Raw genomic sequence first — 22,317 nt, 5'->3', positions numbered from 1 at the left:
TTCTCGTTATCAACGGGTCGTGACGTCCTCGCCCAGGTGCATCCCGGCGGCATCGTGGTGGGCCCGCGCGGTGGTGGAGTCGATACTGAGCAGGGGCAGGTCCACCTCACCCCGCTTCGCCGCGTCCGCGATCACGCCCTCCAGCAGGGCCTCGAAGACGCCGGCATCACGCCACTGCCGGAAGCGGTTGTGCACCGTCGACCAGGCACCGAACTCCTGCGGCATCTCCCGCCACTGCCTGCCGGTCTTGAACCGCCAGATCACACCCTCGAACTGCTGCCGCAGCCGCTCGGGATACGGGCCGTACTCGCCGATCGGCAGGTGCAGCCCGATGAACCCCCGCTCTGCGACCGTCAGTTGAACTCGCGTCACGCAAGAGGAACTACCGGCTCAGACCCCGCCGCGAGAGCGAATCCCGCAGATTGGTCACGACTCGATACGCGCCCTAGCGGCGCATCAACGGCTCGCTGTCTCCGGATGGTAGGTGGAGAGAGCCCAGATGACGAATACGTCGATGGCCATCATGATCACTGACCACACGGGTGCGTAGGGCAGGAAGAGGAACTGGGCGAGCAGGCTCAGAGAGGCGAGCCCGATGCCGACCGCGCGCGCCCATGTGGCGCCGGAGAGGATGCCCCAGCCGGCGAAGGCGGCTATGACGCCGAGGACCAGCAGGATCCAGCCCCAGCCGGTGAGGTTGATCTTGTAGACGTAGTTGTCGATGCGGGCGTAGATGTCGTCCGCAGCGATCGCGGAGATGCCCTGGAAGACGGCCAGGATGCCGTTCAGCAGCAACAGCACGCCGGCGAAGGTGGCGCCGCCGGTGGCCCAGGGGCTGTTCCGGGCCGGGGCGGGGCCGTGGCCGCCGGAGGGGTGTCCCGAGTGAGGCTGTGCGGTCATGGTGGCGCTCCGTTCTCGTGCGGCGGACGGCGTCCGGGACGCCTGTACGACTGCTTCGACCTTCGGTTCCGCCCAACGTTCCGGCCACACGCGTTGGCCCGATCGGGTGGTGCCGGGGCCCGGCGAACCGGCGCGCTGCCCCGGCATCCTGCCGGGCTCGGCGCTGCGGTGGCGACTTCGTGAGGGGCGTGCTGCTGCCGTCGGCGTGGGCGGACGCCCGGACGACGGCCCGGCCGGGGCGCCGGAGGCCTGGTCCCGTTGCTTCGCCGAGCGCAGAGGCCGGTCGGCTCGGTCAGGGGCGGCTTCGATCGGCTCCGTCAAGTCCAGGACGACAGCAGGGCATCGGCGCTGTTCCTGCTGTCCCAGGACGCCGTGACGATCCGGGCCGCCGGCCGGGCCCCGGATCCCGCTATGCCGCGCTCGGTGGGGTTACCCGGACGCGGCGCCGGCGCGCGCGCAGGAGGGAGACCGCGCTGCTGAGCAGGACCACGAGCAGGGCGCCCACGCCCGCGGGAGTGAGCGGGTAGAGCAGAGACGCCGTCATCTGCAGCGCGATGGGAAGCAGGGCCACCGACAGGCCCGCGGCGAGCAACCGGTCACGCCTGCTGAAGAGCAGAGCGACCGCGAAGGCCCCGGCCCAGAGCGTATGGGTGATCAGCGGGCCCCCTTTCAGGGGGTGGTAGACGCCGACGAGCATCGCCACCCACAGCGCGACGGCCAGCGCGGTGGTGCCCGCGATCGCGGTGCGCTGTGGCTGGGAGGGACCGAGCAGGTCCCTGGGCGCGGCGAGGATGACGGCACCGGTGAGCAACGGCACGGTCAGATTCAGCGCAGCGCTCGCGTAGGTGCTGGCGAAGAGGTGGGCGAGGAGGAGCAGGGGGAGGCCGGCGAGCCGCAGCACTGTCGCCGGCACGACCAGTGCCCGGACCGCATTCCAGCGCCCGGTCCAGACGGCCGCGAGTGCCGCCAGCCAGAGCAGCGGCATGAGGCCCTGGTCGGCCAGGAAGAGCACGCCCGGGAGTGAGGACGAGCGCGGTATCCGGATACCGGGGGCGAAGAACCACAACAGGTTCGCCACGCTGCCGCCCGTCGCGACGGCGACCGTCAGCGGTGCCGCATGCGCCAGGACTTGCCCGGCAGTCCGGTCGGAGCCCAGGCCGGTGCGCCGCCGTAGGCCGTGGCCGGCGACGTCGAGCGCCTCTCGCAGCCGGCCGAGGGGGCCGGCGTCCTTCGTGGCCTCGGCGAAGATCGCGCTCAACTCGGCTCCGTGCTCGGCGCGGTAGGCGGCCGGGTGGAAGCGAAGGGCCCAGCGGAGGGCGCGCGGCGGGTGCTGCTCCGTCATGCCGGTGAACCCTTCGGGCGGATGGCGGGGACGTTGCGGGCGGCCATCCGGCGCTCCGCCTCGGCGACGACGGCGCGCAGCCGCTCCGTCTCGGCGGCCAGCGCGGAGCGCCCGGGCTCGGCGAGGGCGTAGACCTTGCGGGCCCGCCCGTCGACGACCTCCTCGCGCTCCACCCGGATCAGGCCCTGCTGGAGCAGCCGGTCCAGCGCGCCGTACAGGGTGCCGGTGCGCATCCGCACGCGGCCCTGGGAGATCACGTCTATCTCCTGGATCAGTCCGTAACCATGCCTGGGCTTGTCGGCCAGGGCGGTGAGCAGGAGCAGCGTCGGCTCCTGAAGCGGTCGGTCACTCATGCCACCTATATATATCGGTGAACGACATATGTTGTCGAGTGATGCATGCGCTCACAGCTCGTAGAGCCCGATCTGCTGCCCTGGGCGTGCTCCCCCGCTGTCGGGTCCGCGATCTGCAGGGCCGCCCTTTCGGGCGTAGCGGACGAACGCCGAGGCCGATCAGGGCGCGGCACCGCTTGGACAGCGGGCCTGCCACGTGGCGCCGGGGAAGGCCGGCACCCGGCTGCGCAGGTGCATGATCGAGCGGCGGCGCCGGTATGCCGCGTGGTCCGAGTCGGACGGCAGTGGTTCGTAGCCTCCGTGGGCCCCGCGTGCGCCAGTGTGCCCTGGGACGGGCCGGAGGAAGGCCGTGCGGTGGGGTGCGAGAACGGCGTCCGGGCCGAACGCCGGACGACGCGGCAGCCTGACCGCACGTCAACCGGCTTACCGCACTCGTGGCACCAGCGGTGCGTCGTCACCACCGACTCCACCGACACCATCGCCGACGGCGTCGCCGGCCGGCGTCCCGTCCCAGCCGTCCTGACCGACCTCCTCCTGGTCGCCGACGGCGCCGTCCTGGTCCAGGAGGCGTCGATCATTGCCGGTGTGCGGATGCTCCGCGACCACGCCGGACTCATCGTCGAACCGTCGGCCGCGCTCGGCATCGCGGCGATCCTCGAAGACCGCGACCGCTTCGCCGGCCGACACGTGGTCACCATCGTGTGCGGCAGCAACGTCGACGTGGACGCCTATCACCGCTGGGTCGGTGCGGCGCCCGTCCACAGGTCTTGACAATCGCCCGTGGGGCTCAGGGGGCAGGAGACCCCCTCAGCCCACCGGGTCGTCCGTCCCGCTGCTCACACCCGTGACCGGCGGTCACGCACCGCCGGCACCAGTGCCCCCGTCATCAGCAACCCCGTCAGCGCGAACCCCCACGCATACCCCGTGCGCGCCGCGAGCAGACCGAAGCCCGCAGCACCCACCCCCATACCGCCGTCGTAGGCGAGGTTCCACAGCGCGGAGACCGTGCCGTACGACGGACGGGAGACGCGGCCGTACATGAGGGCGAGGGTGGCATTCTGGAGGACGCCGAAGCCGGCGCCGAAGACCGCCGTGCCCACCAGCACGGCGACCGGGCCGGCCGTCGCCGCCAAGGTCGACAGCCCCGCCGCCGAGGCGAGCAGACCCGGGGTGATCAGCCGTGCGGAGCCCCAGCGATCGCCGTACCGGCCCGCCACCCAGCGGGCCACGGCGGAAGCGGTGCTCTGTACCAACAGCGCCGCCGTCGCGACACCTGCCGAGGAGCGTGGGACGGCCAGCGGCACGAACGTCACCAGGATCCCGGCGGCGACCGCGCCGGCGGAGAACACCAACGTCGGACGCCGCAGCCGCGCGGCACGCATGGCGGCCACCATGCCGAGCGCTTTCGCATCGGCGGTCCTGCCTTCGGCTCCTGAGGGCTTCGGCGCCTGGACCTCCCGAAGTCCCGGCACCGTCGGGATCGCCACCAGGGCCGCCAAGCCCGCGGCCGTGGTGACCGGGGTGTAGCCGAGGTGCTGGGACATCCAGACGCCCAGCGGCAGGGTGACGAGCGAGGGCACGCCACCCACCACGCCGACGAGGGCCAGGCCCTCGCCGCGGCGCTCGTCGGGGATCAGCGCCGCGGTCAGGGCGCCGCCGGCGACCATCGTGAGCCCGAATCCCAGGCCGCGCACGAGGCACACCGACGCGGTCCAGGTCGCGCCGTCGTCCAGGGGCAGGGCGAGCGCGGGGGCGCCCAGCAGGACCAACCCGGCCGCCAGCGGCCCCCGGTGGCCGTACCGGCCGAGGATCCAGGGCCCGGTCAGCTCGCCGAGCACCGTGGACAGCATCAGTGCGCCCGTCGCGAGGCCCGCCGCACCGCGGCCGACGTGCGTCGGCACCGCCGACAGCAACAGGAAGAAACTCACCGTCACAGCCACCACGCTCACGAACCGCAGCAGCAGGGCGCGGCTCAGCAAGGGCGGTCGCGACGGTGCGGTGGTCCTCGCGGCGGTGGAGTTTGAGGCGGGGTTCGCGGCCGGGTCGGCAGGAGGAGTCATGCCGTCGACGCTAGGCAGCGACCGGATCCCCGGTAAGGTCCAATTCCATGACTGTGCAGTGGACCGGTCAGTCCCCCGAGCTGCTGCTGGCCGTCGACCGGAACAGCGGTGAGCAACTCCGCGTCCAACTGGAACGGCAGTTGCGGGACGCGATCCGCAGCGGCCGCCTTGCCGCGGACGAACGCCTTCCCTCCTCGCGTGAACTGGCCCGCTCACTGGGCCTGTCGCGCGGCCTGGTCCAGGACTGCTACGCCCAGTTGCAGGCCGAGGGCTACCTGGTCACCCGCATCGGCTCGGCCACCCGTGTCGCCGCCTGCGCGCCCGCCGCCCCCGTCGAGCCGTCGGCCGAGCGCACTCCGCAACACCCGCGCCTGATCGCCGACTTCCGGCACGGCGTGCCGGACCTGGCCTCGTTTCCGCGTGCCGACTGGCTGTGGGCGGTCCGGGAGGCGACCCACCGGATGCCGACCGCCGACCTCGACTACGGCGATCCGCGCGGCAGCTTGGACCTGCGCGCGGTCGTCGCCTCCTACCTGCGCCGGATCCGCGCGGCCGCCGCCGAACCGGACCGCACACTCGTCTGCTCCGGCTACGCCCAGGGGCTGGCCCTCGCCCTCCAGTCGCTGGCCCGTGCCGACGTCCGTGCCGTCGCACACGAGGATCCCGGCAGTCCGGCCATGACGAGCGCGGCCATCCGCGCGGCGGGTCTCACCCCGGTCCCCGTCCCGGTCGACGCGCACGGCGTCGATGTGGCGGCCCTGGAGGCGACCGCCGCTCGCGCGGTGATCGTCACCCCCGCCCACCAGTGGCCCACCGGAGTGGTCCTCGCCCCGCAACGGCGGCACGCACTGCTCGCCTGGGCGCGGCGCCGCGACGCGTATGTCATCGAAGACGACTACGACGCCGAGTTCCGCTACGACCGGGAGCCGGTCGGCGCTCTCCAGGGCCTCGCGGCCGACCGGGTGGTCTCGATCGGCACCGTCAGCAAGTCCCTGGCCCCCGCTCTGCGCATCGGCTGGCTGCTGAGCCCTCCGGCGCTCGCGGCGCCGCTCACCGAGGCGAAGCGGAGCGCGGACCGCGGCACGCCCACCCTCGACCAGCTGGCTCTGGCCCGGCTGATCGAATCAGGCCGCTACGACCGCCATCTGCGCCGTATGCGCACGCTGTACGGGGCCCGCTGCAGGGCGCTGCGAGCCGCCCTCGCCGAGCATGCCCCACAGGTGCGCCTGACCGGCCTCGCCGCGGGGTTCCACGCCGTTGCCCACCTTCCGGACGGGGCGGACGAATCCACGGTGATCGCCGCGGCGCGCGCCCGGCGCGTCGGTTTGTACGGTATGAGCGCGTGCCGCGCCTCGGGCGGTCGCGAGCCGTCCCAACTCGTGCTCGGCTTCGGCGACGTGCCCGAGCGGGCGATCGCGGAGGGGATCGCGGCGGTCGGTGACCTGCTCGGTCACGGCCGCGTGCCGACGGCGGGCACGCGCAGCGAGCCGAGATCGAGAGTGGCGCGGTAGAGGAGGTGCCGAGCGGCGCGCAGCAGGTCGGTGACCGTATCGGACACGGCGTGCAGGTGCCCGACCCGGTCAGGGCGCCCGGAACTGCGGCCGGTTCGAGGACGGCGGCGACTCCCGCAGGGGCAGACGTTCCAGGACGTCGGGTGCGACGGCGCAGAGCACCTGGCCCGCGTACTTCCCGGCGTTGAAGAAAGCCCGCGGTCCGGTCAGTCCACCGGCCACCGCGAAGCGGGGGGATTGCCCGCCGACCCGCCACCTGTCCGAACCACGTGCGGCCGACCCCTGCCGGCCGGCAGACGTGACGAAGCACTACGGGGCGGGTTGCTCGGCCCACACCGTTTTCCCACCGGCGTGATAGCGGGTGCCCCAGTTGTCGGTGAGGGTGGCGACGATGAACAGTCCACGTCCCGTTTCGTCGACGGTGCGGGCGTGCCTGACCTGAGGGGCGCTGGTGGAGGCATCGCTGAGCTCGCAGGTCAGCACCCGGTCGTTGATCAGGCGCAGGCGAAAGGGCGGAACGCCGTAGCGAACCGCGTTGCCGACGAGTTCGCTGGTGATGAGTTCCGTGGTGAATGCGGTTTCCTCGTCGAGGTTCCAAGCCCTCAGCTGACGGCGTACGGCTGCGCGCGCCAGGGGTGCCGCTTCGGGTCCGGCCGGCAGGGGAAGGGTCAGGATCTGTTCAGCGGGCAGGGCCTTGGTGCGCGCGAAGAGCATGAGCGCTTCCTCCGACCGGTCCTCGTCGGTGAGTGCGTACGCGATCGTGTCGCACTGGTCGGCCAGGGGCCGGTCTGCGACCTCGTCGAGGAGGGGCCGCAGGGGCGCGTTCGGAGCGAGAGCCTTCTCGGCGAGCGGGGCCGTGCTGATCACAAGGGTGCTGCCTGCGGGAAGGTCGACCACGGTCGCGGGGAAAGGGGCGTTGCCGGTACCGGCGAGCAGGGGACCGGCGGGCACGGACAGAGTAGCCGAGCTGCCGTCGGCGTAGGTCGCGACCGGTTCGCACAGACCGGCGCGGACGATGGTGCAGGTGTGTTCCACGGGGTCGTAGAGGGCGATCAGGCATCCGGCGGTGAGCGGCTCGCGATGCAGCGGGTCGCCCGCGGGGAGTGCGGCACGTTCGGCAGCCAGGCGGGCGGCGGTGTCGTTCAGACGGGCCATCAGGTCGTCCGGCTGCAGGTCCAGTGCTGCGAGGGAGTGGATGACGGTACGGAGTTGTCCCATCGTGGTCGCCGCGGCGATCCCCCGGCCGGCTACATCGCCGACGACCAGCGCTGTGCGCGCCCCTGCCAACGCGATGACGTCGAACCAGGCGCCCCCGCCCTCGACGCCGGGAATGTGCAGGTGCGAGGTGTCCACGGTGGACGACGCTTCCTGCTGCTGGGGGAGCAGCCTGCGCTGTACCGTCGCAGCGATGGTCCGTTCGCGTGTGTAGCGGCGGGCGTTGTCGATGCACAGGGCGGCATGGGCGCACACATCGGACGCCAGAGCGATGTCCGCCTCCTCGAACGGGTCCTCGTCGGTGTGGCGGTAGAAGCTGACCACGCCCAGCGCCTCGCCACGCAATGCCAGCGGAGCCACGATCAAAGAGTGCGCGCCGGACTGCTTGATGACCTCGGCCCGGACAGGATCGGCGGCCAGCCACAGGCTGTCCTCCTCCACCGAGACGAGCCGCGGGCGCAGATCCGTCAGTACGCGCGCGAAGGGCGTCCCATGGGGCAGATGCCGCACATCGCCGACGGGATACGCCGACACCCGGCCCCGAAACGCTGCCCGCCGCAGCGGCACATCGTGATCGACGGGGATCAGGGGTGGCGCCTCGCCGCGCACCACGTCCTCGATCACCTCCACCACCGCGATTCCCGAGAAGGCGGGCACCACCGCATTCACCACGGCCTCGCCGACGGCGATCACGTCCAGCCGTTCACCCACCCACTTGCGGACCTCCTCCAGCACCCCGAGGCGCTGCACCGCCCGCTCGCGGTCGGTCACATCGACGGCGGAGGCCACCAGGCCCAGCACCTCACCGCGCGGGTTCTCCAGGCGCACGTAGCTGACGGAATAGATGCCGCGCCTTTGGCTCATCGACCTCGGCCCGCCCCGCACCAGCCGGTTCACCTCCGGCTGTCCGCTCTCCAGGACTCTGCGCGCCGCAGCCTCTTCGGCCTGCGGATTCGCCAGCTGATAGACCTCGGTGAAGACCCGGCCCAGCAGACCCCCGGCCGGGATGCCACGCAGCCCACGTGTCGCCGTGTTCATGCGAACGATGCGCAGCTGGTCATCGAGGACGTGCAGACCCACCGGCGACTGGGTGAACATCGCACGCAGGATCGCCAGATCCTGACCTGAAACAGCGTCTGCGGGGGCTCGGGCCTCCCACTCCACGGACGAACCCGTCAGCACGGGCCGCACCAGCACACCACCCGCATGCTCGATCCGCGCCCGGCGCCACTGCTCATCGGCCGCAGCCTCGCCGACAAGAGCAGCGACGGACCGCCCGACTGCCTCATCGGCAGACCACCCGAACATCTCCTGCGCGAGACGGCTCCACTGCGTCACCCGCCCGCCCTCGTCCACCCGCATGAGAACGTCACCACTCACCATGGGCACCACACCTCCGGCCCATCCATGCCCGCGCACACGAACGGCGGTGCCGCGCAGCGGCAAGTACCGCCGATCGGCGCAGCGGCCACGTCGGGCGATGGATCCCGGGATTCCCCGGTCCGGCTGAGGGCGGTGGTCACGGGTGCCGTATCAGGCAACGACCGCCCTGTTGTGATGACGCGCCGCTCGGGTGGTGGCGCAGCCGTGCGACATCATGAGCCGGTCCGGGCGGCAGAACGTGCGCGGGTTCGTGAGATCGATGACGGTGAAGGCCGGAGGTTGCAGCAAGGCCCGGAATCTGGCTCGGTGTTCCGGACTCCGCACTCTTGTCGATCCCGCGGGTCAGTCTCCGGGGGGACGCGGGGCCCGCAGGTGCGCCCGTTCCTTCAGCTCTTCCTCGTCGACCGGCGTGAGCATCGGCTGACCCGGCGCGCACACCATGGTCACCACGAACTTGGTCGGTGCGTCCGCCAGAGCGTTGCCGTCCTGGTAGTGGATCACGTCACCGCCTGGCTCCCAGAACGTCCCACCGGCCTCGACCACGCGCTCCGGCTCACCCTCGAGCTCGAACCGGAGAGCGCCCTCCATCACGTAGCCGGCCCGGCCGCGCCCTCGGCATAGACTCGTATGCCGATATCGGTTTCGTCACTGCCTGGTCAGGCGGAGTGGGGGTGGACAGTGCGTGAGTTTCAGCGCGGTGCGGTGCGGCTGCACATCCTGCACCACGCCGCCGAAGGGGAGATCCACGGGGCGTGGATGACGGAGGAACTGGCCCATCACGGCTACCAGATCAGTCCCGGCACCCTGTATCCGACGTTGCACCGGCTGGAGGCCGACGGGCTGCTCGTGTCTGAACAGCGCGTCGTCGAGGGCCGCACCCGGCGTGTCTACAAGGCCACCGAGGAGGGCGAGAAGGCACTGGCCGAGGACCGCCGCGCGTTGGCGGAGCTGGCCCGCGAAGTCCTGGGGGAGGGCGCTCGTAGTGGGCCGCCTTCCGCTGACGGGCAGCGGGAGCCCAAGCGATCTTGATGGTCTTGGAGACGGTGACCTCGTCGATGTCGGTGGTGCGGACGGTGAGCCGCGTGGTCCAGGTGCCGGAGAGCGGCAGTCGCAGGATGTCGGTGCCCCAGTAGCCGCCCTGATCGGTCGGCTTGGCGTCGCTGGGGCCGAGGTTGCGTGCGGGCGGGGTGAGGGCGAGGCGGAGTTCCGGCACGGTGCCGTCGGCGCCGTGGACCACGGCGGTCACCTCGACGCCGTGCGGCCGGTGGCGATCTCCATCTCGGCCTTTCCACGGCCGATTCGGGGGCCCGACCGAAGGGTGCCGTCGCCGCGGCGGCGCCCTGGAGCGATGCCGGGGCTGCGGATTCGGCAGCGGTCCGGCCTGGCCGGGTGTCGGTGAGGACGGTGGTGTGATCGCCATGACGAAGACGCGACGGCCACCTCCCCCGGAACCGTGCGCCGCGTGCCCCGCCTGCCGCCGGGGGAGCAGGCCGACGCCTTCGCTGAAGGCCGGCGTCACCGGTTTCGGCGCCCGCTTCACGACGCGGCCGTCGGCCGGGGCGCCTGTCGTCGGCGTGGCGGGCCGAAGGCCGTACCGGCCCCGCCGAACAGGAGCACGACCAGCAGGGCGCCTGCCGCGGCCAGTCCACCGACAGGCCCGTGGATCACTCCCGCGCCCCCTGGGCCCTGCGTCGTCCGTGCCCCTGTGCGCCCATGCCGCGTCTCTGTATCCGCCACCCACCGGTCCCGGATACGTACGGACACCGCGCACGCTCTGCTCGTCGCACTGGGGTCGTCCGGACCGAGGGGCACGAAGCGTGCCACCCGATGTTCACCCCCGGCAGGTATCGTCTTTCGATATCGGAAGACGATAGATGGGTGGGTGCGGAGTGAGCCAGGCGTCGCAGAGCGGCGGAGCCGTGGTCCTGGAGCGGAGGCTGGGCGTTTTCGACGCGGTGGTCATCGGGCTGGGCTCGATGATCGGCGCGGGGGTCTTCGCCGCCCTGGCGCCGGCCGCGCGGGCGGCCGGGTCCGGGCTGCTGGTGGGGCTGGCCGTCGCCGCTGTGGTGGCGTACTGCAACGCCACGTCCTCAGCCCGGCTGGCGGCACGTTACCCGCAGTCCGGTGGGACGTATGTGTACGGCCGTGAGCGGCTGGGCGAGTTCTGGGGCTACCTTGCCGGTTGGGGCTTCGTGGTGGGCAAGACCGCCTCGTGCGCGGCGATGGCGCTCACCGTGGGGTCGTACGTGTGGCCCGGCCAGGCGCACGCCGTCGCGGTGGCCGCCGTGGTGGCATTGACCGCGGTGAACTACGTGGGTGTGCACAAGGCCGCATGGCTGACGCGGGCGATCGTCGCCGTGGTCCTGGCCGTGCTGGCCGCCGTGGTGGTGGCCTGCCTGACCTCCAGTGGTGCTCGGGCCGGGCGGCTGGACATCGGCTCGGACGCCTCCGTGACGGGGGTGCTGCAGGCGGCCGGACTTCTGTTCTTCGCCTTCGCCGGGTACGCGCGGATCGCGACCCTGGGCGAAGAGGTGCGGGATCCCGCCCGCACCATTCCCCGGGCCGTTCCGCTCGCCTTGGGGATCACGTTGATCGTGTACGCGGCAGCCGCCGTGTCCGCGCTGACGGTCCTCGGCCCGAACGGGCTGGCTCGGGAGAGCGCGCCGCTGGCCGAGGCGGTACGGCAGGCGGGAGTGCCGGGGCTGGTGCCGGTGGTTCGGTTCGGGGCGGCGGTGGCCGCACTCGGCTCGCTGCTCGCGCTGATCCTGGGCGTCTCGCGGACCACGCTGGCCATGTCCCGGGACCGCCACCTGCCCCACGTCCTGTCCGCCGTGCATCCGCGATTCAAGGTTCCCCACCGCGCCGAACTCCTGGTGGGCACCGGGGTGGCGATCCTGGCCGCCACCACGGACGTGCGCGGCGCGATCGGCTTCTCGTCCTTCGGCGTACTGGCCTACTACGCCGTGGCGAACGCCTCCGCCTGGACCCTGACCGAAGAGGAGAACCGGCCGGCGCGCATCGTCCCCGCCCTCGGGCTGGTCGGCTGCGTGGTCCTGGCTTTCACCCTGCCGGCGACGTCGGTGGAGTGGGGGGCGGCGGTGCTCGCCCTCGGAGCCGCGGCCTACGGCGTACGGCGAAGCCTCACGGCACGGAAGGCGTCGTAGCGCCCGGCCCGTGACGCCGTGCGAGGGGTCTGCGCCGCCCCTGGTCCGCCCCGGGGGTACGGCATGCCGATCCTTCCCTCGGCCGCGTACGGCTCAGCGGAGCGAGGGGAGCCGGGATGCGTGCCGGGTGATACGTGTGGCGGCGAACTTCGTTCCTGCCACGAACCGCATCATCGGGCCGAACATCGGGGCGGCGAGCGAACCGGCGAAGTACAGGCCGGGCACCGATGACTCGAGTGATGCGGACAGGTCGGGTGCTTTCGAGCCGGGGACACGGGCCAGGCCGGCGCGCACCGAGGGAGAGAGGAACGGGACCGCGTCCAGGTCGAGCCGGTAGCCGGTGGCCGCAAGCACGTGATCGATGGTGAGCGTCTCCGACCCGCCGGGCCCGGCGAGTTCCAGGCGCGCCCCGTGCCCGTCCGCCTCGGCCCGGGTGACGCGGGTGGCTGTGCGGACCGGCACGATGCCTTCGACCCGGTCCCGCAGCCACCATCCGCCCGACGGACCCAACGCGCGGCGGAACAGCAGCATGCGCGCGGCTGCGGGAAACCTACGCACTCCTCCCGGGGCCTTGCAGACGGCGGCCAGGATCCAGCCCGTCCCCAGCGGGGAGGCGGGCTCGGCCAGGCGCTGCGTCCAGGGCCGGGTCAGCTCCGGCTTCGTCCCCCACAGCACGCGCGCTTCGCGGACCAGAACGTGAACCTCGGCGCCGGCCTCGTGCAGCAACGCGGCGCTCTCCAGCGCGGACTGGCCACCACCGATCACGGCGACACGCCGCCCTGCATACGGCGACAGGTCGGTGTGCTGGCCGGTGTGCGAGACCGGCGCGTCGGCACCCGGTCCTTCCGGAGCGAGTCGGCGCAGTACCTCTGGGATGTGGGCGAGGCCGTTCAGTCCGGTGGCCACGACCACCGCCGCGGCAGGGAGTTCCTGCCCGTCGTCCAGCCGGACGAGGAACCCCCGGCCTGACGGCGCCCGGTCGACGGCCGCGATCCGGTTCGGGTCCACCTCGCCGACGTACCGCTTCTGGAACCACATCCCGTACCGCACGAACACCTCGCACGGGATCGGCGTCAGCTCGGTCAGCTCCGGCTCACCGTGCACGCGGCGGAAGTCCGCGAGGCGTCCGCCGGGCTCGGGAGCGGAAAGGTCGGTCGCGTCCGGCGTCGACTTCAGGAACATGCCGGTGGCCATGGAGTGCCGCCAACTACCCATGACCTCACCGAAGACGCGGACAGGCATCCCGGCCGCCCGCAGATGCGCGGCCACCGACAGACCGTACGGGCCCGCCCCGACCACGACGACCGGGAGCCCGGCGCGCCCGGTGAACGCCCGCTCGCGAACAGGGCGTTGCCCCGGAAGCGACTGCGTCATGCATCCCCCTGCTGATCCCGACACCGCCTTCCCCGAAGCGGCGCGTACTTCGGGAGGGCACGTCGGCACATCGCCGCCGCACCCACCCCCCTCCGCCGATCAGTGTGACGTATCAGCCGGTATCGGTCGACGATATCGGCACACGTTGGCCAAAAGCTGGGCGAACGGAAGTGCGTGGATTGCCTCCCCGCACGTTGCCGGCTTCGGCTTCATGGCCCGCGACTCGCACCTCCTTTGCCTCATTCTGGCGTTTCTTGACGATCGGACAGCACTCCGTACCGCCACTGTTCGCCAATGCGTCGCTCGTTGTTGAGAGTTGAGTCGGGATATGTGTTGTCTGTGGGTGGACAGTGCCCCGGGCGGCGGGGGAGGTCTTCGCCGCGCGTTGCCTTCGATGAGGGAGCGACATGGCAGGGTTCATACGCGGGCGCGGACAGTGGCGCCTTGCGGCGGGGACGGCCGTCGTGGGCGCGATCGCCGCGGTCACGCTGGCGCCGGCCTCGGCATCGGCCCATGAGGAACACCACCCCACGGCCCACAAGATCGGCCATGTGTGGACGATCATCCTGGAGAACAAGTCGTACGAGGCCACCTTCACCGGCCTCAACCAGAACAGCTACCTGTGGAAGACGCTCCCGTCCTACGGCGAGCTGCTCACCCAGTACTACGGCACCGGCCACTACAGCCTGGACAACTACATCAGCCTTGTGTCCGGACAGGCCCCGGCGCCGGACAACCAGAGCGACTGCCCGCAGTACAAGGACGTTTCCCCGGGTACCCCGGCCGCCGACGGCCAGGTCAACGCCACCACGGGCTGCGTCTACCCCTCCTCGGTGAAGACCCTCTTCAACCAGCTCGATGCGAAGAAGGTCCCGTGGAAGGTGTACGCCCAGGACATGGGCAACACCCCCACCCGCGAGAACGCCTACCGGTGCGGCGTCCCCGGCAGCCCGTCGGGGACCGGTGTGCCGGACCCGGGCGGCGCGACGACCGAGGACCAGTACGTGCCCAAGCACAACCCGGCGGCCTGGTTCCACTCGGTGATCGACAACCCGAAGGACTGCGCCAGGGTCGCACCCCTCGACGGGCTCGCCGCCACTGCAGGACATCCGGCCGTCTCCGGCCTGGCGCAGGACCTGAAGAGCGAGAAGACCACACCGCGCTTCTCGTGGATCAGCCCGAACAACTGCTCCGACGCGCACGACGCCACCTGCAAGGGCGACAACCTCTCCGGTGACCCGAACAACCACCAGGGCGGCCTGTACGCCTCGGACAGGTTCCTGGAGAAGGTCGTCCCCCAGATCATGGCCTCCCCGGCGTACCAGCACGACGGCATGATCCAGATCATCTTCGACGAGGCGTTCCCGCCCTACAAGATGTACGGCAACTCCATCGCCGACTACGCCGGAAACTCGGACAAGTCGCTGAACACCCCGACCGACACCGCCCAGTCCGTCGTGGCCTGTTGCAACGAGCTGCCGGGCCCGAACACGACCCAGCCCGGTTTCCAGGCGTTCGGACAGGACACCACTCCGGGTGGTGGCATCACCGGTGCCGTGTTCCTCTCCCGCTACATCAAGCCGGGCTCCGTCTCCGAGCAGCCGTACAACCACTACTCGTGGCTGCGCAGCATGGAGGACCTGTTCGGCATCCGCCACGGCGGCACCGACGGCCACGGACACCTCGGCTACGCGGCCGCCGACGGCCTGCGTCCGTTCGGCGCCGACGTCTACAACAACCCCTCCGGCAAGGCCCTGCCCCCGGCGCCCTCGGGCAGCATCACCTACCCGGCCGTGGCCCGCATCGACGACCCCGAGCACCCCATCATCAAGGCGCCCTGACCAGGGCGGCTGACCGGAAGGGAACGACCTGCCGCCGATGACCGCTGCGCGACGTGCGGCACCACGCCGGGCCGGCCTCCGCCGGCCCGGCGCGTGGCGCACCAACCCGACAACCGCCCTGGCCACGCTCGCCTGCACCGCCCTCACGCTGGCCGCCCTGGCCGGATGCGGTGCGCACCCCACGCCGAAGGCGACCGACGATGCGACGAACACGGTCAAGAACCTGGGCGCCGTCTCCATCCCCAGCCCACCGACTGCACAGGCCACCCCCACCGCCGGCGAAAAGCACCTGCAACTGCTGGCCATGGGCTACTCCGTCCGCGCCCAACTCCCCGGTGCCAACGCGGTGGTGACCGCCGGCGGCCCGACCGAGAACCCGATCGCCAAGCCCCACGGTGTCCCCGACCACGCCACCGGCACGATCACCGTGACCGTCCGCGAAGCCACCGGCCCCCTCACCCTCCACGTCGCGGACTTCACCTCCCGCGACGAGAACGGCAAGGCCATCCCCCTGTCCGCACACGGTCCCACGACCGTCACGGCCCGTCCCGGACACACAGCGACACTGACCCTGGCCGGAACCTATGCGGCAGGCGCCGCCGAACTCACCTGGCGTCATGACGGCAGGACCGTCGCCGTCTGGGACTTCGACATCGAACTCGACTGACACGTGAACCGGCCGCAGCGCTTTCCTCCACGTGCGTCACGCGGGGCTTCTCATCCACGCGATGAGCCGGGGCCACCACCCGTCCTTTGACCGGGCCGGTGCACCGTCCAGGCGTCGAGGAACCTGTGTGCGCCGTACCGTCCCGCCCGGCCGGGCCGGGTCCGGCCCGGGTGGGGTCATCGGCTCCGCCGTGCGTACAGCCGTGCGCTGCGCCGGCTCGCACATGCACCGCTGAGGTGCCGGCACGCCTGCGAGCACTTGCTCCACGTGTCTCCCGCAGCCCTCATAGGTCACCTTCCGGCATGACTGGCAGACGACCCGTCGACACATGATTCCCCTTCAGCAGCACCTTGTTGACGCGACCAGTAGTATCAACGATTTCGTCACAGGCGAATCCACGATGCCGTCACAACCAGCGCCCGTACGTCCACTGTCTCGCACGAACAATCAATTCGCGGCGACAGACGGGCCGGCCATGAGGCCGTGTCACGCTCCAAGCGGCCTCGGTATCGGCCGTGAATTTCCAGTCATGCGAGACATGAGGTACAAATCTCGCGTGACACAGCTCACTCGGTGATGTCAAGCGGTCACGGTCGGAATACGCCCCGAGGTTGCCCGGACACCGAAACAGTGGTTGCATCTCGCCCGGTCGAAGGAATGGAGGGCACTGCTCCGCATTGTGACAGACCGTCGTCGCGCCCAATTGGAGATCGTCGGCCCGGGCGCGGCGAGGGCAAGAGACCGAGAACGGCAACCGCCCTGACGGAACGGGTGGTGTGTGTGCCGGTCAGAAGGGAGCGACGTGAGTTGCTCGCACGCCGCAGGATGCCCCCTTTTCCCCTTGCTCAGGGCTAGTTTGCAAGGTTGGCGCGACTACTACTGCGACAGCGAGGATCATTGGCTCGGCTGTGCGCGCTACCAGGTGTCACTCACCGGCGAGCGCGTGCCGATCAGTCTGCTGCCCAACGGAGCCCGCGCGCGGCACCTCGACGACGCGGTCGCCGGTCAGGACCGGTCCGGTGCCGCCGGCCCGGAGCAGGCACCCCGGCAGGCCCCTCCACCGCAACACGATCCCTGGCCGCCGGAGAACGCGTCCTGGTCGCAGCCGGCACCGACTCGGCCACCGCAGCCATCGGAACCTGTGACAGGGACACCGGAGACCGTGGCTCGGTTCGGGGCGGCGTCTCCGACGATACCGGTGTCGCACCACCGACCGTCACCGTCGCCGCCGTTTCCCCGGTCTCCGGACAGCCCATCCCGACATGCCGGGCGAAGGCCCGGGTCGAAGCGGGGCTGGTGGGCTCGATTCACCGAATGGATGGGAGGACCCGCATGAGTGGCTACTGGCCCTGGTGGGCCGGCGCTGCCGGACTCGCTCTGATCACCGTCAACTACGCTCTCGCCACGGACCGGTCCTTCGGGGTGTCGTCCGCCTGGGATCGCGTGTTGCACTGGCGCAGGGAGCGACGTCTGGAGCGGATGGACGAGGAGTTCACCGACGAGCGTGCTCTCGCCGACGCTCTCGCCGCAGCCACGGCGGAGCACTTCGGCACCAGCCCCGCCGCGCCCACCGTGCCGCCGCTTGCGTACGGGACGTCACAACCGCTCGAGACGGACGCCGAGCCGACGGCCAGTGAGGACACCTCGGTCACGAGCCCGGGCCCCGCCCCGCTGGTCACCCAGGCCGCCCTGCTGGTGTCGATCTTCTTCGGCGGATTGATCGCCGCTGTCACCTCCGGGCGGTTCCACCTCCGCTTCGACATGGGCCCCGGATTCCGGAACGTGGTCACTGCGAATCCGACGACCATGCTCGTCCTGCTGTTCGTGGGAGGGGTGTTGGTCGGCTTCGGCACTCGGCTGGCCGGTGGGTGCAGCTCCGGCCACGGACTCAACGGCTGCGGCCGTCTGCGCCCGGTCAGCCTCGTCGCGACCACCGTGTTCTTCGGTACCGCCGTCGCGGTGTCGTTCCTGCTGTGGAAGGTGATCTGATGCGTACTCGGGGCGCGATTCTGCTGGCCAACATCATCACCGGCCTCACTCTCGGCTACACCGTCTCCAACATCGGCTTCGGCGACTACACCGAGCTGAACCGCATGTTCACCTTCCAGGACCTGCGCATGCTCCTCTCCTTCGCCGGCGCCGTCGTGATCACCATCTGCGCATTCGCCCTGCTGCGGGTCCGCCGTACCCCGGGACGCATCCACGCCGGCGTGGTCCCGGGCGCCGTGCTGTTCGGGACGGGCTGGGCGATCTCAGGCGGGTGCCCGGCCATCCCGATCGTCCAGGTCGCCAGCGGGTACCTGCCCGCCCTGGTCACCATCGTCGGCGTCACCGTCGGCATCCGGCTGTGCCGCTGGGCCGACGCCCGGTACTTCCACCTCGACCGCGGCTCCTGCGGGCTGTGACCCGAGGCCGCCTGCCGGCACGCCTTGCGCAACGCGGGCCGCCCGCGGCCAGGGTTCCTGACAGCGGGCGGCGCGGATGTCGTCCCGACTGACGACGTCAGTAGCGGTCCCAGTAGGGAACGCGGTGGTGGTTGCCGTACCCGTACCGGTCCCAGCGGTCCCAGCGGTCGTCGCGGCAGTGGTTGCGGTGACGCCAGCGGTCGTAGCGGTCGTCGTCGCGGTACCACCGCCAGTCGCCGGCGTGGCGGTATCCGTAGGCGTGGTGGTTGCCCGAGTGGAACGAGGGCGCCGCCGCCGTCACGGAGACCGCCGCCGGAGCAGCGGCTGCTTCCATCGAGAGAGGCACCATGACAGCGCCGGCCGCCAAAAGCGTGCCCGCTACTGCCTTAGCAATGGTCTTCACCTGATCTCCTTTCAAACACCAGGGCCTGTTTCGCCCTGCTGCTGAACCTGACGCTACATCAAATAGTCGCAATTCATCCCGAGCTGAGTGCCTCTCAATTCGCCGCTGAGCGAAGTGGTGCTTGAAAACAGCAGCTCAGCGGTGTCATCGCGTGCTTTGCGGGAATCCGTGCAGGCGCCTGGCAAGCACATCCGACCAGGTGAACTCTTCGGGTGGCAGAGCTGGTCGCACGTGTGCGGTAAATTGAGTCCGTCGGCGTGAATGCGCCACTCGAAATGGCCTGTGCTTTTCGGAGTCGTGCGATGAGAAAATGTGCGGTGGTCTGACGCGTAAACCGATGGTGACAGGTTTCGGTGCTGCCCTGGCTTTTGTGGAGTGCGTTTCTCTCCGATGAATGCCCGCCGACTGTCCGCGGGCGAACGTCACCGGCCTCCTTGCGTGTCGCCCTGTGTCGACTGCACGGCGACCGCGGGGGGTGAGGGCCGCCCGGGCGCCTCCCGGTCGGTGCGGCGCGCCGCCCGGCACAGGAGCGATGCGGTCCAGGGCCGCCGGCCGGGGCCCTTGACGGGGAACTTCGGCGGCGGTGCCTGTCGGTGTGCCGTCGAGTGGAGAACGACCGGTCCTGCCGCTGGGCTCATGGCACGGTCCGCGGCCGGCTGCGACTGCTGGTTGCCGGGCGACGGGTCCTCGGTCCCTCGGCGCACGGGGAGTCGCCCCGCCGGCGCCCTCGCAGCTGCGCACACCGCCGACGCGGCGACCGGTCGGAGCCGCGGCGACCGCAATGTGCGTGGCGGCGCACAGGTGAGGCCCGGGGTCATGGAATGAAACAGGTTTGCACTTATGAACGAATGTCGGAAATAGGTGGTTTGCGTTGGCCATTCCTTTTCGACTACCGTCCAAGCTCTCTGGACGAGTCGTCCAGAGGCTCCGGACGCCGGGGTCGGCGCATGCCTGCGCGTTCCCCGTGGCCCGGCCGCCCAGGGTTGCAGCCACCACCCCGGCTCCCTCCGACCCGGTCACACCCGGTCCACGGCTCCTGCGGCGGCCCGGTGGCAGGCGGCGCGGCCCCGGGGTGGAGCACGGTCGACGGCAGCAGTCGGTCTGTTCGCCGCCTGGCCCGGCTCCTGTGCCGTGTACGTCCCTCCTTACGAAAGGCTTCCCGATGAACAACGACCGGCTCGAGGCCGAGACCGCCGAACTGCTGTCCGGCCGCGCGGCGCTGGGCACGTTCTCCCTCAACTTCGCCAGGACGACGACCATTTCGAAGAAGATCGCGCACACGGACGCCCACAACGAGTCGCTGGCGATGAACCAGTTCTCGCCGTTCGCGCTCGCCCGGTCCCAGGCCTCCCAGGCCGTCGGCGTCCGGCAGTGACGCGGCCCCTGAGGGGAGGGCCCCGGGCATGGCCCTTCGGCGCCGCAAGGATCGAGGCTCACACGGCATGCCCGGTGACGGACGCGGTCGGCGGCTGGTGTCCGTGCGGGTACCGTACGGACGATGCCTGACAGCACGGTCCTGGCGGCGCCTGCCAGTTGAGGGAGGACAACCTCGGCGCGCGGCGGCCCTCGCACGCCGGGCGTGGGCGGAGGACCTGGCGGCGTCCACGGTCGGACGCCAGGCAGTGAACCGGCCCTCACGCAGTCCTCTCGCCCGTCCTCCGGCAGCGGCATGAACGAGTGTGATCCAGTGAGCAGTCCTCACCCCGCAGCACTGCGCACCCGCGCAGCGCAACTGGCCTCCGAAGGGCACCCGACGAAGGAAGTCGCACGGCAACTGGGCGTCTCCCCGCAGACCGTCTACCGCTGGCGGCGCTTCCGTGCGGCCGGGTCGGAGCTGGCACAGGCCCGAGCCCGGATCGACGAACTGGAGCAGGAAGTCCTCCTGTGCCGCGAAGCCATCGCCACGATGCGGCAGATGATGCCCCCAAAAGACGTTACGCGGTGATCCACCGCATGGCCTCGCAGGGATTCCCGGCACGCAGGACCGCCGCGCTCCTGGACGTCTCGGAATCCGGGTACTACGCCTGGCGCGCACGCACTCCCTCCCCACGAGCACTGCGTCGGGCCTGGCTGACCCGCCTGATCCTCGACATCCACCAGGAGTCCGGCTCCACCTACGGATACCGCAAGGTGAAACAGGAACTCGCCCACCGCTACGGCATCGACATCAGCAACACCACCGTGGAGCTCATCATGAAGGGGGCCGGGATCCGCGGCAGAGCGGGACGGCTGCGCGAACAGACCCCGCGGGAAGGCGCCCGCACGCCCAGCCGGCGCTGGACCGTCGACGTGCTCACCTTCGTCACACTCCAGGGCCCCCTGTACACGGCCGTCGTCCTCGACACCGCGTCCCGCTGCCTGATCGGCTGGAGCACCGCCACGGCAGCACACAGCACCCTCGTCCACGACGCCCTCATGGCCGCCATCACCCGCGCAGCCCACGCCGAACCGGCTGCCGGGACCGCGTACGAGAGTCCTTTGGCCTGTTCCTTCACCGAGCGGGCCTGCTTGCTCGCCTGCGCGCCCGTCCGCGGAACAGTGGGGGACCGGTTCGACCACGCGCTCGTCGGAGCCTTCTGGGACACCCTCCACCGCGAACTGCACGGCCCGGCCCCCTGGCCGGACACACACTCCCTCGAGAACAGGCTCAGGGAGACCTTCGACCGCTTCACCCGGCAGACCTGAGCCGCCGACCCAGCCAACTCGCCCACACCAAGGCGGATCCATTGGAAACGACACCACCTCTGCGCGCCACCGGCGGCTCCGGAGGCGACATCCATGCAGGGCAGGACACCTCCACCGCCCACGCGCACCGCCTGCGCCTGTACGGCGCCCTGGACAGGGTGTGCGTTCCCCTCGCCGCCGCTGACGTCCAGGCCGTCTTCCAACTGGCCGAACTCGACTGCGTCACCGTGCACACCGTCATCGACTGGATCACCACGGCACGAACGCTTCCACCGCTTCCGCGCCCGAAGTGACGGCCCCGGACGTGCGGCCGGGAGCCGGCCCTCCCTACGGGGTGCCGTTCGCCTGGAGCAGCGACTCGACGAGGGCGGCCACATGCCGGCGGTCCGTCGGGCTCAGCTTGTGTACGCTCGCGATGAGGATCGCCACCTCGGGATCCGCGGCCTCCGGCGCGTCCTCGAGGTACAGGTTGACGCCGGCTGCCTCGGCGGCGGCCCGCTGTACCGGCGCCACCGGGATGCCCAATCCCTTGGCCAAGCCCTCGAGAGTGGTCTGCTGGGGCATCTGCGCCAGCCGCGCCGACGTCGCCAGATGGTGGACCGTCGAACGGGAGATGCCACCGCGGCGCGCAACATCGCTGTAGGACCAGCCGTTCTGGTCCAACTTGAGCTTGATCATTTGCTGCAGTGTGTTGGGCACGCCGGTTCTTCCTGTGGAGAGGGAGTGACCGCCTGTCAATGAGTCTAACGGCCGTGCCGCCGGGGCGTTCTGCACCTTCTTCTCCACCGGTACCGGCAGCGCTGCGTCGTGGCTGCGCGTCGTGGTCGGCTCCTGCGGACCGGCTCAGTCGGGCAGCCTGGACAAAGAGACATCCGCCGGCTCGAGTTCCGTACCGCGAGCTGTGCCACCACGCGCGCCGCGCCTCCTCGAGCCCCCGGTCGGCCGGCGCTCCCACGGGGTGCCGACCGCCCCATGCGCGGCCGGCTCCACGCGAAGGCCCGCTGCCGAGGCAGC

General features: G+C 70.9%; 21 protein-coding genes and 2 pseudogenes. 12 read left to right on the top strand and 11 right to left on the bottom strand.

Features of this window, described 5'->3' with window-relative positions; translation table 11 throughout:
• Positions 1–9: 9 nt before the first annotated feature.
• The 4 genes from AC5WRT_RS22760 to AC5WRT_RS22745 form a co-directional block, all read right to left on the bottom strand.
• Positions 10–372 (bottom strand): transposase, encoded by a 363-nt coding sequence (locus AC5WRT_RS22760; protein ID WP_496095422.1) that lies wholly within the window; start codon positions 370–372, stop codon positions 10–12.
• An 84-nt stretch (positions 373–456) separates the two neighbouring features.
• Positions 457–900 carry a DUF7144 family membrane protein gene (locus AC5WRT_RS22755; protein WP_496095421.1) on the bottom strand — a complete coding sequence of 148 codons (444 nt, stop codon included), beginning with the start codon at positions 898–900 and terminating at the stop codon, positions 457–459.
• 409 nt (positions 901–1,309) lie between these two features.
• On the bottom strand, positions 1,310–2,242 hold the full coding sequence (locus AC5WRT_RS22750) for a hypothetical protein (protein ID WP_496095420.1): 933 nt from the start codon (positions 2,240–2,242) through the stop codon (positions 1,310–1,312).
• Positions 2,239–2,595, bottom strand: a complete 357-nt coding sequence (locus AC5WRT_RS22745; protein WP_496095419.1) for a PadR family transcriptional regulator — start codon at positions 2,593–2,595, stop codon at positions 2,239–2,241. Before AC5WRT_RS22745 ends, AC5WRT_RS22750 begins: the two co-directional genes overlap by 4 nt.
• A gap of 423 nt (positions 2,596–3,018) precedes the next feature.
• On the opposite strand from AC5WRT_RS22745, the pseudogene AC5WRT_RS22740 reads away from it, so the two are divergent.
• Positions 3,019–3,366: pseudogene (locus AC5WRT_RS22740) on the top strand (pyridoxal-phosphate dependent enzyme); the annotation flags it as partial.
• 65 nt (positions 3,367–3,431) lie between these two features.
• Here AC5WRT_RS22740 and AC5WRT_RS22735 read toward each other — a convergent pair.
• The gene (locus AC5WRT_RS22735; RefSeq protein WP_496100551.1) at positions 3,432–4,655 is read right to left on the bottom strand and encodes an MFS transporter; all 1,224 of its coding nucleotides are present in this window, start codon (positions 4,653–4,655) and stop codon (positions 3,432–3,434) included.
• Positions 4,656–4,702: 47 nt separating this feature from the next.
• On the opposite strand from AC5WRT_RS22735, the gene pdxR reads away from it, so the two are divergent.
• Entirely contained in the window at positions 4,703–6,166 is a 1,464-nt protein-coding gene (gene pdxR / locus AC5WRT_RS22730) for a MocR-like pyridoxine biosynthesis transcription factor PdxR (RefSeq protein ID WP_496100550.1), read from the top strand.
• Positions 6,167–6,475: 309 nt separating this feature from the next.
• On the opposite strand, the gene AC5WRT_RS22725 is transcribed toward pdxR, so the two are convergent.
• The gene (locus tag AC5WRT_RS22725; protein ID WP_496100549.1) at positions 6,476–8,764 is read right to left on the bottom strand and encodes a SpoIIE family protein phosphatase; all 2,289 of its coding nucleotides are present in this window, start codon (positions 8,762–8,764) and stop codon (positions 6,476–6,478) included.
• 342 nt (positions 8,765–9,106) lie between these two features.
• A pseudogene (locus AC5WRT_RS22720) lies at positions 9,107–9,361 on the bottom strand (cupin domain-containing protein); the annotation flags it as partial.
• Between the two features lie 81 nt (positions 9,362–9,442).
• Here AC5WRT_RS22720 and AC5WRT_RS22715 point away from each other — a divergent pair.
• Both AC5WRT_RS22715 and AC5WRT_RS22710 read left to right on the top strand, forming a co-directional pair.
• Positions 9,443–9,793, top strand: a complete 351-nt coding sequence (locus tag AC5WRT_RS22715) for an Rv3488 family transcriptional regulator (protein WP_496095415.1) — start codon at positions 9,443–9,445, stop codon at positions 9,791–9,793.
• A gap of 845 nt (positions 9,794–10,638) precedes the next feature.
• A complete protein-coding gene (locus AC5WRT_RS22710; RefSeq protein WP_496095414.1) occupies positions 10,639–11,928 on the top strand; it encodes an APC family permease in 1,290 nt (429 codons plus the stop codon).
• 93 nt (positions 11,929–12,021) lie between these two features.
• Here AC5WRT_RS22710 and AC5WRT_RS22705 read toward each other — a convergent pair whose 3' ends face one another.
• Positions 12,022–13,302 (bottom strand): FAD-dependent oxidoreductase, encoded by a 1,281-nt coding sequence (locus tag AC5WRT_RS22705; protein WP_496095413.1) that lies wholly within the window; start codon positions 13,300–13,302, stop codon positions 12,022–12,024.
• Positions 13,303–13,709: 407 nt separating this feature from the next.
• On the opposite strand from AC5WRT_RS22705, the gene AC5WRT_RS22700 reads away from it, so the two are divergent.
• Together AC5WRT_RS22700 and AC5WRT_RS22695 are read left to right on the top strand one after the other, a co-directional pair.
• The gene (locus AC5WRT_RS22700; RefSeq protein WP_496095412.1) at positions 13,710–15,143 is read left to right on the top strand and encodes an alkaline phosphatase family protein; all 1,434 of its coding nucleotides are present in this window, start codon (positions 13,710–13,712) and stop codon (positions 15,141–15,143) included.
• 37 nt (positions 15,144–15,180) lie between these two features.
• On the top strand, positions 15,181–15,810 hold the full coding sequence (locus AC5WRT_RS22695) for a hypothetical protein (protein WP_496095411.1): 630 nt from the start codon (positions 15,181–15,183) through the stop codon (positions 15,808–15,810).
• A 36-nt stretch (positions 15,811–15,846) separates the two neighbouring features.
• Here AC5WRT_RS22695 and AC5WRT_RS22690 read toward each other — a convergent pair whose 3' ends face one another.
• Positions 15,847–16,140 carry a DUF8730 family Cys-rich protein gene (locus AC5WRT_RS22690; RefSeq protein ID WP_496095410.1) on the bottom strand — a complete coding sequence of 98 codons (294 nt, stop codon included), beginning with the start codon at positions 16,138–16,140 and terminating at the stop codon, positions 15,847–15,849.
• 1,002 nt (positions 16,141–17,142) lie between these two features.
• On the opposite strand from AC5WRT_RS22690, the gene AC5WRT_RS22685 reads away from it, so the two are divergent.
• On the top strand, positions 17,143–17,799 hold the full coding sequence (locus AC5WRT_RS22685; RefSeq protein ID WP_496095409.1) for a YeeE/YedE family protein: 657 nt from the start codon (positions 17,143–17,145) through the stop codon (positions 17,797–17,799).
• Positions 17,799–18,215, top strand: a complete 417-nt coding sequence (locus AC5WRT_RS22680) for a YeeE/YedE thiosulfate transporter family protein (protein WP_496095408.1) — start codon at positions 17,799–17,801, stop codon at positions 18,213–18,215. The genes AC5WRT_RS22685 and AC5WRT_RS22680 overlap by 1 nt, the downstream gene beginning before the upstream one ends.
• Positions 18,216–18,312: 97 nt before the next feature.
• Here AC5WRT_RS22680 and AC5WRT_RS22675 read toward each other — a convergent pair whose 3' ends face one another.
• The gene (locus AC5WRT_RS22675) at positions 18,313–18,618 is read right to left on the bottom strand and encodes a hypothetical protein (RefSeq protein WP_496100548.1); all 306 of its coding nucleotides are present in this window, start codon (positions 18,616–18,618) and stop codon (positions 18,313–18,315) included.
• Positions 18,619–19,780: 1,162 nt separating this feature from the next.
• Between AC5WRT_RS22675 and AC5WRT_RS22670 the strand changes: the two genes are divergently transcribed.
• From AC5WRT_RS22670 to AC5WRT_RS22655, 4 genes are all read left to right on the top strand, one after another.
• Positions 19,781–19,993 carry a hypothetical protein gene (locus tag AC5WRT_RS22670; protein ID WP_496095406.1) on the top strand — a complete coding sequence of 71 codons (213 nt, stop codon included), beginning with the start codon at positions 19,781–19,783 and terminating at the stop codon, positions 19,991–19,993.
• A gap of 312 nt (positions 19,994–20,305) precedes the next feature.
• Positions 20,306–20,563 (top strand): helix-turn-helix domain-containing protein, encoded by a 258-nt coding sequence (locus tag AC5WRT_RS22665; RefSeq protein ID WP_496095405.1) that lies wholly within the window; start codon positions 20,306–20,308, stop codon positions 20,561–20,563.
• An 8-nt stretch (positions 20,564–20,571) separates the two neighbouring features.
• Positions 20,572–21,303 carry an IS3 family transposase gene (locus tag AC5WRT_RS22660; protein WP_496095404.1) on the top strand — a complete coding sequence of 244 codons (732 nt, stop codon included), beginning with the start codon at positions 20,572–20,574 and terminating at the stop codon, positions 21,301–21,303.
• Between the two features lie 41 nt (positions 21,304–21,344).
• Positions 21,345–21,596, top strand: a complete 252-nt coding sequence (locus tag AC5WRT_RS22655) for a hypothetical protein (RefSeq protein WP_496095403.1) — start codon at positions 21,345–21,347, stop codon at positions 21,594–21,596.
• Positions 21,597–21,630: 34 nt separating this feature from the next.
• On the opposite strand, the gene AC5WRT_RS22650 is transcribed toward AC5WRT_RS22655, so the two are convergent.
• A complete protein-coding gene (locus AC5WRT_RS22650) occupies positions 21,631–22,002 on the bottom strand; it encodes a helix-turn-helix domain-containing protein (protein WP_496095402.1) in 372 nt (123 codons plus the stop codon).
• Positions 22,003–22,317: the final 315 nt, after the last annotated feature.

The organism is Streptomyces sp. NTD91 (genome assembly GCF_059510455.1).
This window is presented reverse-complemented; position numbering and strand designations above follow the sequence as displayed.

Bases quoted from the DNA above. Each gene is read 5' to 3' on its own strand.
- pdxR (WP_496100550.1), top strand. From the start codon at position 4,703: ATGACTGTGCAGTGGACCGGTCAGTCCCCCGAGCTGCTGCTGGCCGTC.
- AC5WRT_RS22705 (WP_496095413.1), bottom strand. From the start codon at position 13,302: ATGACGCAGTCGCTTCCGGGGCAACGCCCTGTTCGCGAGCGGGCGTTC.
- AC5WRT_RS22685 (WP_496095409.1), top strand. From the start codon at position 17,143: ATGAGTGGCTACTGGCCCTGGTGGGCCGGCGCTGCCGGACTCGCTCTG.
- AC5WRT_RS22680 (WP_496095408.1), top strand. From the start codon at position 17,799: ATGCGTACTCGGGGCGCGATTCTGCTGGCCAACATCATCACCGGCCTC.
- AC5WRT_RS22700 (WP_496095412.1), top strand. From the start codon at position 13,710: ATGGCAGGGTTCATACGCGGGCGCGGACAGTGGCGCCTTGCGGCGGGG.
- AC5WRT_RS22690 (WP_496095410.1), bottom strand. From the start codon at position 16,140: ATGTGTCGACGGGTCGTCTGCCAGTCATGCCGGAAGGTGACCTATGAG.
- AC5WRT_RS22695 (WP_496095411.1), top strand. From the start codon at position 15,181: ATGACCGCTGCGCGACGTGCGGCACCACGCCGGGCCGGCCTCCGCCGG.
- AC5WRT_RS22750 (WP_496095420.1), bottom strand. From the start codon at position 2,242: ATGACGGAGCAGCACCCGCCGCGCGCCCTCCGCTGGGCCCTTCGCTTC.
- AC5WRT_RS22725 (WP_496100549.1), bottom strand. From the start codon at position 8,764: ATGGTGAGTGGTGACGTTCTCATGCGGGTGGACGAGGGCGGGCGGGTG.
- AC5WRT_RS22755 (WP_496095421.1), bottom strand. From the start codon at position 900: ATGACCGCACAGCCTCACTCGGGACACCCCTCCGGCGGCCACGGCCCC.
- AC5WRT_RS22745 (WP_496095419.1), bottom strand. From the start codon at position 2,595: ATGAGTGACCGACCGCTTCAGGAGCCGACGCTGCTCCTGCTCACCGCC.
- AC5WRT_RS22660 (WP_496095404.1), top strand. From the start codon at position 20,572: ATGGCCTCGCAGGGATTCCCGGCACGCAGGACCGCCGCGCTCCTGGAC.
- AC5WRT_RS22670 (WP_496095406.1), top strand. From the start codon at position 19,781: ATGAACAACGACCGGCTCGAGGCCGAGACCGCCGAACTGCTGTCCGGC.
- AC5WRT_RS22710 (WP_496095414.1), top strand. From the start codon at position 10,639: ATGGGTGGGTGCGGAGTGAGCCAGGCGTCGCAGAGCGGCGGAGCCGTG.
- AC5WRT_RS22735 (WP_496100551.1), bottom strand. From the start codon at position 4,655: ATGACTCCTCCTGCCGACCCGGCCGCGAACCCCGCCTCAAACTCCACC.